The organism is Bacillus sp. JJ1764 (genome assembly GCF_036962145.1).
GTDB lineage: Bacteria > Bacillota > Bacilli > Bacillales > Cytobacillaceae > Neobacillus.
Map to the genome: position 1 here is coordinate 31907 of NZ_JBALNY010000010.1, position 8027 is coordinate 39933.

The window sequence follows — 8027 nt, forward strand, 5'->3', positions numbered from 1 at the left end:
TTCCATTAGATTTATATGCGGTTAACAAAAAAATACGTATTTACAACAATATTTTACATATTTTTTCAAAATGTATCACCCTTTTTAATTAGTCAAATATTATGCTGACCAAAAAATAGTGTATCACTATTTCCGGGGGTGGTAAAGAGCGAAAATTGTCGAAAGATGTCGAAAATGTAATTATAAACCTATTCATAACTATAGATCAAAATGTATAAACAAACTGTCCTTTCCCTCTAGATAGAAAGGACAGTCCCAATCTTTTATGGTTGGTAAATAAAATTATAGCCGCCCGTAATTTTTGTGTACGTTATGTGGTTTGGAGCTATTTGAGACCAGCGGAAATACCAATCATTGTTGATTTTCACAGCTTGCACTTCACGCCCGTTAATCACAAATAGTCCGTTTCCTTTATCCGTGTATGGCATTTTCCATACGTTTACGGCTGTCCAATGAATATGGGTGGCACCGTCCTTGCTGTATCCCTCTTTAAAGGAAGTGCCGTTTAATTGAATCGTTATCGGTTTATAATAGATGAAATTATATCCGCCATTTATTTTTTCGTAGGTGATTTTCCCCGGAGCTAGCTGGGACCATTTAATATACCAATCATTATTAATTTTTGCTGCTTGTACCTGAATTCCGTTGATTACAAATAACCCGTTCCCTTTATTGGTGTACGGTATTTTCAATTGATCTAAGGCTGACCAGTGAATATGGGTGGCTCCATCCTTGCTGTATCCGTTTTTAAAGGTTACTCCGTTTAATTGGATATTAATGGATTGGTAAGTAGTTGGTTCCAAATCCGGTGAAACGGTTTGACTATAAGCCTTAGTCAATGCTGTTCCAGGATAATAGAAGGTTAAAATGCTTTTATATAATATTCCTGCATTAGCACGGTTATTGGCTCCATGCTGGCTTAATCCAATTCCGTGGCCGTTTCCTGACCCCTTAATCGAAAAAGCTGAGGTCGTTTCGGTAACACTCGAAATTAACGTGCTCGGAATGATGCTCCTGCCTATGATATCCCGGACCTGATCGGCAATGACGTTTGTCTTCTTCACCGTTTGCAGGACCAGCTTGCCTGTTGAATCCCGTTTATCTTTTACAAAAAAAGTGATGGTGAGATCGCCTCGGATGGCTCTGCCACTGCTGTCTTTTTCATAGAAGGCCACTTTTGGTATGGAGACCATTTTGATTTGTTTATTGCTATAACCATTGTTGTTTAGCCAAGCTTTGATGTTTTTAGATATCGTTGGATCTGTCTCATTGATTTTATCCCACCAAAGTTCTGGGTGGCGCAAATCCACAGACGTTATATACATTTGCTTCTTATGAATAACCGGGTTCCATGTAAGTTTCGTATCATACGTGTCTTTTTTAATAGGAAAGTACGGAAGAGCCGGAGACCCGTATTCGTTGTAGTTGTTCTGTGTCATCCCGCCATTGGATGCAGAGAATAATGCTTGGATTACAGCCCCGTTATAGGTAAGAATTTCACCTGCTGTTTCCTGTGTAGCTGCTGTAGAATTCGGATATAATTTTGCGGTTCCTTCATAGGCTTGGTAGTTGGCTGGCGAATCATTGATCACCTTATCTTTAGAATAGTAAGCAAAGGATCGGGCAGCCACGGCCTGAGATTTAAGGGCTTCTTTATTCCAGGAAGCATACATCTCTGCCGGTACGACACATTTTATGTAGTCCTCAAGGTAAATAAGGTTCACGACACTCACATATATGGAGTTCTCAACTGAAAGCTTGAAGTTTCCTAAGTAATCGCGGTTATTTAACAGTGCATGGTCATTTCGATTGGATGAGGAAATGGTTAGCGTTGTGGCCGATGCCAGCTTGGTTGATCCATCATAAACGCTGACAAGACCAGATGCCACCTTTAGTGTATACGTTTTAGAAGTGCTTAATCGGTACGATTTTTCTTTGATATAATACGTTCCCGATACCTTCATCGAAATACTAGTCTTATTTTTTAAATAGTTTACTAGTTTTACCTGTAAGATTGGTTCTTGTGCAGCGGCTGCTGATGTCATATTCGGGGCCAAGCCCAGCAAGACACATGCAATGACGAACATTGTGAGTAGTTTTTTCATCATAAACTCCTTCCTATTTTGGTTTTTCGACTTGCCTTTCCGGATTCTTGGAGAATCCGACATTATTCTCTATTTCTATATGTTACCATATTTATTTTTTTATAGAGTGTTATTTGATTGGAAAGACCACCAGTTGAAAAAAACCCTGCTACTCTTGCAAGGTTTTCTTCATTTCTATTAAAAATTTAAGGGGAATTTGTCCTTCATCCTGATCCCCCAAACGATAAGTGGTGCCCCTTTTTTAATTTGAATTTTTGTAACAGCCATTAAAACAGCCACCTGAAATGTCAGGTGACTGTGCATCCTTATTTTGTGTATATAAAGTTATAGCCGCCAGTGATTTTTTCATACGTAATTTTCCCTGGGGCGATTGTGGACCAACGGAGGTACATGGCACCGTTGATAGATTGTCCATTTACGGTACGGCCTTGAATATCGAATACTCCGTTCCCTTTATATTTATAAGGGATGTTAAACGTATCCAGTGCTTTAAAATGAATATAAGTGGTGCCCCCGCCCGTATATCCTTTGGTAAAGTTCACACCGTTTAGCTGGATGTTTACTTGTGTATAGGCAGCAGCTACTAGAACTTTTGTGGAGCTTTCATTATAGGCCTTATCTTGCGCGACCACTGTAATGATGGTTCCTGCCTTTTGCTTTGCGATTGGGATGGAGAACGCTCCAGTCTTATCCGCAGAGGCACTGCCAATTTTTGTGGTTCCTACTTTGGCGGTTACACGGGCATATGCTTCTGTTGTCCCTTTGATCACGGTCGCTTTATCGGTCACTGTCGCTACTTTTGGGACTGCCGGAGGTGTTACATCCTTACCGTCCTTGTTCAAGGTCGTATAGGTGATATTCGCTCCCTTATCTTTTGGAATCGTTAAGCCTACTGCTGAACTATACGTTGTAACAATGGATCCCCCGCCACGCAGGCTTGCTGAATTACCGGAATAAATCCGATCCTTTAATGAATTGAAAAAAGTATCCCCCTTAAACCCATATAAACCGGTTGATTTTTTCAATAATAGAGCAATCCTAAAGTCGGTCATTAATTTTCCAAAAGTAATATTGGAATCAATATACTTTTTAGCCACATCTTCTACTGCTTTATAGTTATTGTTTGGATCTCTGAGAATTTCCTTGAAAATTCTATCCCCTTGACCACTTTGCTTTTTAATATATTGACCAAACAAGTAGGACAGTGAGTAGTTTGCTAGGGTATCGCCGTAATTATCCCAGTATAATAAGGAATGACCGCTTTTAATAGACGAAGACATATTATAGTAGTCAATCCGGTCGCTCAGCCCTTTTCCGGTGTAAATTTGCTCCGCAGCCATCGCAAGGCCTTCATCGAGCCATGTGTCCATACCGGTGCTTGATTTTTCAATTAAAACATTTTGGTTAAAATTGACCATATGTTGAAATTCATGTGCCAAGGTTTCATATGCTTCGGTTACGTCTTTTGTAGCGCCAATGCCCATAGCCGGGTAGGTATCAATGTAAAAAATCTCTGATTTATTGGAGTTGGACGTATTGTATAAATCGCCCGCCCAAAAATAGCCAGCTACATACCCTCCGCTACCGTTAAATCCGTCTTGAATGTCATAACAAAGGATATTGACTTTTCCATCATTGTTTATATCTGATTCTTTTCCAAAATTGTTGGTGACTGATGAATAGATTTTATTGTCAAATTCGGTACCAAGCTTGGTGGCGGCTGCCGTTGTAATTTGATTATTATAAACCCAAACATTGGCTTTCGTACCGCTATAGGCCAGTTTAGCAGAAATTTGCGAGTTTGTATTGTCGACCAGGTTAGTTACCCAAAAACTCTTGGCTTGTCCCACCATATATTTTTCCGGAATAAAGTTGGTGCTTTTTTTGATTTGATTGTCTTGATTGTTTGGAATATTAAATGGGATATTTACATCCATTTTATAGACGCCTGGCTTTGCATTTTGATCAAATGTATAATTCATATTTTTCAGATTGAATACACCTGTTGATTGTTTTGATAGACTGGTAGATTCATTGTTAATAACTGCATATTTGTCAGCCTTAGTGGTGCTTCCGGTATAGTAAGGGTTTGCTACTTTGAACGTTGTGACATCTGAATAATAGGAGTCATTAGTTGATGATGATAAACCCAGCCTAATATAAATATATGGTTGATTTGTATAGTTGGATTTTAACAGATGTGAATTTAGATAGGTAGCTGAAGTTCCTTCGGTATCAAATTCGGTATATTCTACTGGTTTTAAAGTATTCGATTGATTCGTATAGAACTCGACCGTTACGATGCCATCCTTGGAATATGAATACTGAGAATAATAGCGTAGTTTCGCATTAAGATAGTTTGTCCCATAGGATGAGGTAGTAACTTTGTCAAAATAAATCATATGGTATCCACCATAGCTATCGTATAAGGTCTTAACAAAACTACCCTCTCCAATTAATGGATAATTTGACGGGTCTTGATAGTCAGCCTGGGTTGATAACGATGGCCTTGGTGCTTTATCTACTGTTTTTGCATTCAAATTCTTCGTGGGCAACTGTTGGCTTTCTGGTGCTTGAGCATAGCTGACTGTCGGTAAAATTAGCAAAACTGTAAGGATGATTGCCAGTGTTTTTTGAAACATTTTCTACCCCTCTCCCTTTTCTATATTTTCAGTAAAAAATTCCCATAATTCTATATTACTAAAATCCCAAGCAATTCGCACTATAAAATGATAAATTCTTTTATTATCTTCCTCATTTTTACCAGTTTCTTATTTATCAAGTCTACTTATTTGCTAAATTGGGCAATTTTTGTAAAATTATTTAGAAACACTTGAAATCTATGGTAAAATAAAGAGAAAACTGTAGAAATCGAGGTGATTATTCCTAAATGAAGAAGAAAATTGTTAGCACTCTTTCGACAACGGCTTTATTATCTACTCTTTTTTCGGGAACAGTTCTCGCAGATACATATAAGGTTCAAAGTGGCGATACCCTTTCGGAAATTGCCTCTAACTATCATACTAGTGTTACAGAATTGAAGAAATTAAACAATTTAAACACTAATCTGATTTATGTGAATCAAGTGCTTCAGGTATCAACTACTACGCCAATGGCAACTAAGACTTCGACTGCTCCCGTTGCCAAGACAACCGTACAGACCTACAAAGTGGTCAAAGGGGATGCGTTGATTAAAATCGCGAACCGCTTTAACGTGACGGTAGGAGAATTACAACAATGGAACAACATTAAAGGAACGGTCATTTATGTGGGACAGGTTCTTAAGGTATCGCCCGCTGCTCAAACAGTTACGAAGCCAAAACCGCAAACTCCAGCACCGAAACCCACAACAGGGACAAGTGTCAATACTACCATTTATACTGTTAAAGCCGGCGATTGCTTAAGTAAAATTGCCATTCAATTTGGGATGTCCATTCAGGAATTGAAGTCTCTTAACGGCTTGAAATCCGACCTGATTTATGTTGGGCAAAAGCTGAAGGTTACAGTAAAAACTGCGTCTGGAGGTTCCACTACAACAGTCACAACCTCACCATCAAAGCCAACAGTAACTACGGGTTCTTCAGTGACAGATGCACAAGTGGCCACTAAAATGATTACTATAGCCAAAAGCTTAATGGGCGTGCCTTACGTTTGGGGAGGCAGCACCGTTTCCGGATTTGACTGTAGCGGCTTCATCTATTACGTCGCCAATCAAGCAGGAAAGGTAATAGGCCGCTATTCAGCAGCCGGCTATTATGACCGGAGCTATTACGTGAACAACCCAAAACCAGGCGACCTCGTCTTTTTCGAAAATACATACAAACCAGGAATCTCCCACATCGGCATCTTCCTGGGGAACAACCAATTCATCCATGCAAACGATGGAACTGGCGTCACCATCTCAAACCTATCAAGCCCCTACTACGCCCAGCACTTCTCAGCCTACAAACGGCTCTACTAAACAAAATCCAGCCTTACCTTATGGTACGAAGGCTGGATTTTTTTGTTTTGAAACACTTTTCAAAGTTTAGCTAGCTTAATGATAACAAAGTGGTAGTTTTGGTGACAGGCACCTTTTTTTGCATTTTAAAAAGAGCCGGTTGTTCCAATTATTTAGGATTGAAATATAAATGGTAGTGCTCTATGTCTCTTTGCGCATGTTGAGTATATATCGACTACTCGGGCTGCATTTTTTTGGGTATAATAAAGGAATATGGATTTTTTGATGTAGAAGGGGGTCGCGGCCTTGGAGGCGTTTGAGGGACAAGAGGAAATACAAGGCCTGGCGGAGCAGTTGAGCGATTTAATTAGTGCGGGGAGTTCGGAGGATGTGCGGCTGGTTCAGAAGGGGCTGATGCTGTATCGGCAAGGGATGGTGTCTCAGTTGCGAATGAGCAATGGGGAAATTACTGCGACGGTACAGGATGTTGCGCCAGTGAAGGTTTCACTAGATCCTGAGTCTTGGCTTTTAAGTGAGTGTTCTTGCCCTGCCGATTATATTTGCCGGCATAAAATGGCGGTCTTTTTTGCTGCATACTCCCGGGTAGCTAGTGTGTCAGATTGGGTTACGGTCTGGCGTGAACCGATTCGCGAGAAAAAATCGATTGCAAGCTGGGGCTTGCAGGCAGCCAAGGATTTGGTGAGGGCAAACGGGAACATGAAACCGGATTATAGCCTCTGGATCCAAACGTTTGAGTCTAGTTTTGATACCTTGGTGGCTTCGAAAAAATATACAAACCCTTATATAGTACCGGAGCTTTTTGAGATTTATCGAAAAAGGGTTGCCGCAAGTGCTCCGATTGAGCAGGAATGGCGCCTGTTATATGAGTTAGTCGAAGCGATTGTGTCGTTTCGAAAATTGGCGGTCTTTGTGGACGAAATGGGCTATAACGAGGATGTGGTACGCAGAGCGTATTCCCATTTGTTCCATGGGATGCTCGAGGATATTCGGGATCTCCTTATAAAAATTGGAACCCGTGCCCTTCCATTTGATTTTGATGTATTTATAGAACGTCTGAAGGATGATGCCTTTGAACTTCTAACCTGCACGGCTGGTTTTGAACTGGAGCGGGTATATGTCTACCGGTTGCTGTGGAATGACCTTTTCCGTCAGAAGGCCTGGCGGGTTGAGGAAGTGTTAAAGATTGGCGATCGTTTGAAGGAGCTTCAGGATTGGGAAAATCCCATTCCCCTTCAAGTGACAAGTGCCCATTTATATTTCCTGCTCGGTAATGATGATTTAGCATTGAAGCTGATTAATCAGGCTGAGGAAGCCATTGTACCTTATTTAGTTTATTGGTTTGATTATTTTTCCGATCTCAAAGCTTGGAAGCGGCTTGAGCCTGTTTTGGATTTATTTTTGCAAAAGGTGAAGGCTTATTTGTCACGGCTCGATTCTTATCAAAGCAGCTCAGCCTTTGTACGAAGTGCATTGCGGCCTATTGGGCAATTTTGTTCAGAAACTCACAGGGATGATCTGTATGAGCGTGCGCTGTTAGCCATGCTCCCCTATAGCTTTGTGGAATATGAATATGTGTTGTTCGAGCGCAAACTATATGACCGTTGGGCCGAACTGCTGGCGTTCGTTGGATTTGAATTTTATGACTTGCCGAAAGAACGGGTAAAGCTTGTGGAGAAGGAACAGCCGGATGTGCTTCTTGGAATGCTCCATCAAACAGCACAGCGGGAAATCGACCAGAAAAACCGTAGCAGCTACCGTGTTGCCGTGCGCCACCTAAAAAAATTGCGAACACTTTATAAAAAATTACGCAGGGTCGACGACTGGGAGTACTTCATAACAGAGCTGCTCGAGAGAACCAAACGACTGCGGGCATTTCAGGAAGAATGCCAACGGAGTAAGTTGATCTAATGGTGTTGCGGTGATAACGAGAGGGATAATCTTGAGACAATCGTTGGTGACAA

4 protein-coding genes are annotated in these 8027 nt (G+C 40.8%); 2 read left to right on the top strand and 2 right to left on the bottom strand.

What is annotated here, in order from left to right; all coding sequences use genetic code 11:
- Nucleotides 1–263 precede the first annotated feature (263 nt).
- Both V7083_RS01675 and V7083_RS01680 read right to left on the bottom strand, forming a co-directional pair.
- The gene (locus V7083_RS01675) at nt 264–2105 is read right to left on the bottom strand and encodes a SpoIID/LytB domain-containing protein (protein ID WP_335474688.1); all 1842 of its coding nucleotides are present in this window, start codon (nt 2103–2105) and stop codon (nt 264–266) included.
- 305 nt (nt 2106–2410) lie between these two features.
- Nucleotides 2411–4747, bottom strand: a complete 2337-nt coding sequence (locus tag V7083_RS01680; RefSeq protein WP_335474691.1) for an Ig-like domain-containing protein — start codon at nt 4745–4747, stop codon at nt 2411–2413.
- 248 nt (nt 4748–4995) lie between these two features.
- On the opposite strand from V7083_RS01680, the gene V7083_RS01685 reads away from it, so the two are divergent.
- Together V7083_RS01685 and V7083_RS01690 are read left to right on the top strand one after the other, a co-directional pair.
- Entirely contained in the window at nt 4996–6066 is a 1071-nt protein-coding gene (locus V7083_RS01685; RefSeq protein WP_335474693.1) for a C40 family peptidase, read from the top strand.
- 285 nt (nt 6067–6351) lie between these two features.
- The gene (locus V7083_RS01690) at nt 6352–7974 is read left to right on the top strand and encodes an SWIM zinc finger family protein (protein WP_335474695.1); all 1623 of its coding nucleotides are present in this window, start codon (nt 6352–6354) and stop codon (nt 7972–7974) included.
- The last annotated feature ends 53 nt before the right edge of the window (nt 7975–8027 follow it).

What these genes read in the sequence shown, in the direction of transcription:
- V7083_RS01675 (WP_335474688.1), bottom strand. Translation starts at nt 2,105, where the DNA reads ATGAAAAAACTACTCACAATGTTCGTCATTGCATGTGTCTTGCTGGGC.
- V7083_RS01680 (WP_335474691.1), bottom strand. Translation starts at nt 4,747, where the DNA reads ATGTTTCAAAAAACACTGGCAATCATCCTTACAGTTTTGCTAATTTTA.
- V7083_RS01685 (WP_335474693.1), top strand. Translation starts at nt 4,996, where the DNA reads ATGAAGAAGAAAATTGTTAGCACTCTTTCGACAACGGCTTTATTATCT.